Raw genomic sequence first — 3,530 nt, forward strand, 5'->3', positions numbered from 1 at the left:
GACCGCGATGACCAGCATCGCCGCCTCGGTGGGGTCACCGGCGATGATCCACCGCTCCCCCGCAGCGGTCAGGGCCGCGTCGTTGCATGCCGCACCGGCGAGCAGCGTCCACAGCAGCGCCGCATTGTCGTCGAGTGCCGCGGGTGTTCCGTCCCGCGACAGCAGGGCGCCGCCGACCGCATATCCCCCGCCGGTGGCCTCCACCGACGCGTCGGGAGTCCAGATCTCCCGCACCGTCATCTGGTTCTCGGTGAGGGTGCCCGTCTTGTCGGTGCAGATGACGGTTGTGCTCCCGAGCGTCTCCACGGCCGGAAGCCTGCGAATGACCGCTCTGCGCTTGGCCATCCGTGCGACGCCGATGGCGAGGGTGATCGTCACGGCGGCGGGAAGGCCCTCCGGGATGGCGCCCACCGCGAGCGCCACAGCCGCGGTGAACGTCTCCACCGCGTCCTGCCTGCGCAACAGGCCGACGGCGAAGGTCATGGCGGCCAGCGCCAGGATCCCGACGGTGAGGACCTTGCTGAACCGGGCGAGCTGCGCGGTCAGCGGTGTCGCCAAAGTCGTTGCTGCTCCGACGAGTCGGTGGATCTCGCCGATCTCGGTTTCGGCTCCCGTGGCCACCACGATCCCTGTACCGGAGCCTGCGGTCACCAAGGTTCCCGAGTGGGCCATATTGCAGCGATCCGCGACCGGGGTCGCGTCGGGGAGCACGACTTCGTTCTTCGCCACGGGTTCCGATTCGCCGGTCAGCGCCGACTCGTCGACACGCAGTTCTGCCTGTCGGAGCAACCGGATGTCCGCGGGCACTTTGTCGCCGGCCTCGACCAGGACAAGATCGCCCGGCACGAGTTGCTCGGAGGCGATGACCCGTTCACGACCTCCCCGGATCACCTTGGCATCCGTACGGACCATCGCGCGCAGGCTCTGCAACGCCGACTCGGCTTTCGATTCCTGGATGAAGCCGACGACGGCGTTGATGATCACGACGCCGAAGATCACCGCGGAGTCGACGTACTCGTGCAGCAATGCGGTGACGACGCCTGCGACGAGCAGGACATAGATGAGCGGATGATGAAACTGCCGCAGGACGCGCAGCAAGAGCCCCGCGCTTTTCGGCTCGGGCAGAACGTTGAGTCCGAAACGGCGAGACCGCTCGTCCGCCTCTTCGCTGCTGAGGCCGCGATGCGGATCGGTCTCCAGCAGCAGGACCACCTCGTGCTCGGGTAGACCGTGATGCGCGTTCGTCTCGACAGACGCCGGTGCGACCATCACCGTGTCTCCGATGCGGTGTCGATTGTTGTGGTCACTGAACGCATTGTTCCAGCCCGGCCACTACCGAGCCTAGATTCGTCGGACCGGGCCCATGGGGACTTTGGGCCCTTCCCAACCGTTGCCGTCGAGAACGCAGCCCCCGGCACCCCTCGCGGCGAGCGGACCCCGACCGTAACGTGACGCATCGCTCACGAGGTCGACCGCCGGCACCTGGCGAGCCGGCGGCCGGCACTCGTGATCGGTGAATCTGCCTGTGCAGCAGTGGCTTACGCTGGCGCGGCCGCCTTGCGGGCCGCGATCTTGGCGCGGACCTCGGCCATGTCCAGCGCCTTGACCCGGTTGATCAGGTCCTCGAGCGCCGCCGACGGCATCGCGCCCGCCTGGCTGTACACCAGCACACCGTCGCGGAACGCCATCACCGTCGGGATCGACCGGATCTCCAGCGTGGCGGCCAGGTCCCGCTCGGCCTGGGTGTCGACCTTGGCGTGCACGACATCCGGGTGTGCGTGCGCGGACCTTTCGAACACCGGCGCGAAGGCGCGGCACGGGCCGCACCATGACGCCCAGAAGTCCACGAGCACGATCGGGTTGTCGAGGACGGTCGACTCGAAGTCGTCGTAGTTCAGATTCTTGATGGCCATTTCGCTGTCCTTCCTCGGGGTCGCCTGGTAGTTGTGGTTCAGGCGTTTTGGTGGGTTTCTTCCCAGGCGCCGTAGCCGCCGAGGATGTCGCTGACGTCGGTGAAGCCGTTGTGGCGCAGCAGGCTGGCCGCGACCGAGGACCGGTAGCCGCCGGCGCAGTACACGACGGTCGGCTTGGCCGGGTCGAGCTCGCCGAGCCGGTTGGGCAGCTGACCCACCGGGATGGTGACCGCGTTGGCGATGGTGCCCGCGGCGACCTCCCCGGGGTTGCGGACATCGACGATCTGCAGATCGGCCAACTCGGCGGCGCGCTCGTCGAACGCCTTCGCGGTCAACCGGGAGGCGACCTGCACATCGTCCTGATGAGCGAACATCACCTCGAACGGCCGGTCCAGGTGGCCGATGACCCGGTCGAAACCGATCCGGGCCAGCCGGTTCTTGCCTTCCATCTCCTGACCGGGCTCGGTGAACAACACGATGTCGACATCGGAGGGCAGCACCGACCCGGCGAACTCCGCGTAGCGGCCCTCCAACCCGATGTTGATCGCCGCCCGCAGATGACCGGTCGCGAACTCCTCCGGGGAGCGCCCGTCAACCAACACCGCACCCGCGGCCAGGGCGTCACCGACCTGCTCGTAGGTCATCGCCACCGGCATCTTGGTCTCATCGAGCAGCTCGCGGTCCTTGCGGTTGAGGATCGCGTCGTAGACGAAGTAACTCGGCGCCGGGGGCTGACCCTCGGTGACCAACTCCATGAACGTCGCCTTGTCCGGGGCGCGCAGCGCGTAGTTGGTGGCCTTCTGCTCCCCCATCGTCGACCACAGATCGGTCGACAGGTTCTTCCCGCACGCCGACCCCGCACCATGGGCCGGATACACCCGCGTCGCGTCGGGCAACGTCATCAACTTGGTGTGCAGCGAGTCATAGAGCTTGTCGGCCAACTCCTCACGGGTGAACCCGATCGAGGCCAACAGATCGGGCCGACCGACATCGCCGATGAACAACGCATCACCGGTCAACACCCCATAGGGAACCTCGTCACCGGCATGCTCGTAGACCACCACGCTCAACGACTCCGGGGTGTGCCCGGGGGTGTGGCGGAACTCCAGGGTCACCTCCCCCAACGAGTAGCGCTCGCCGTCGGCGACACCCATCGACTCGAACTCCGTCTCGGCGACCGCCGAGTACACGATCTTGGCGCCGGTGGCCTTGGCCAACTCCAGATGCCCGGACAGGAAATCGGCGTGGAAATGGGTCTCGATGACCAACTCGATCGTGTAGCCGTGTTCCCGGGCTTCCGAGAGGTACTCGGACACGTCCCGTTGCGGGTCCACAACGACGGCGCGGCCAGTGGTCTCGTCGGCAATGAGATATGAGGCGTGCGACAGGCAGTCCAGGTAGTACTGGATGAACTTCATGATGGCGATCCTTTCGGTGGGCGGTGGATAGGCCTTCTGGCTCCTACTGTGCCTATACCCCTATGGGTATGTCAAGTACCCTGGGGGGTATCCCCATTCCACACTTGCGTGTACCCCTGGGGGTATGTGTACGATGGCCATCAACATACCCCCCTAGGTATCGGCAGCCGGCCGGTGCCCCGCCCGAGAGGACACATTG

3 protein-coding genes are annotated in these 3,530 nt (G+C 66.5%); all 3 read right to left on the reverse strand.

The window, feature by feature from the left end; genetic code table 11:
* On the reverse strand, positions 1-1,269 hold a 1,269-nt coding region (locus tag VIQ49_RS16610; protein ID WP_331886566.1), incomplete at its 3' end, for an HAD-IC family P-type ATPase.
* 269 nt (positions 1,270-1,538) lie between these two features.
* The gene (gene trxA / locus VIQ49_RS16615) at positions 1,539-1,913 is read right to left on the reverse strand and encodes a thioredoxin (RefSeq protein WP_331886562.1); all 375 of its coding nucleotides are present in this window, start codon (positions 1,911-1,913) and stop codon (positions 1,539-1,541) included.
* Between the two features lie 38 nt (positions 1,914-1,951).
* Positions 1,952-3,331, reverse strand: a complete 1,380-nt coding sequence (locus VIQ49_RS16620) for an MBL fold metallo-hydrolase (protein WP_331886564.1) — start codon at positions 3,329-3,331, stop codon at positions 1,952-1,954.
* Positions 3,332-3,530: the final 199 nt, after the last annotated feature.

Origin of the sequence: Williamsia sp. (assembly GCF_036566845.1) — a bacterium.
GTDB lineage: Bacteria > Actinomycetota > Actinomycetes > Mycobacteriales > Mycobacteriaceae > Williamsia.

Coding starts and splice junctions, on each gene's coding strand:
- trxA (WP_331886562.1), bottom strand. CDS start 1,913: ATGGCCATCAAGAATCTGAACTACGACGACTTCGAGTCGACCGTCCTC.
- VIQ49_RS16620 (WP_331886564.1), bottom strand. CDS start 3,331: ATGAAGTTCATCCAGTACTACCTGGACTGCCTGTCGCACGCCTCATAT.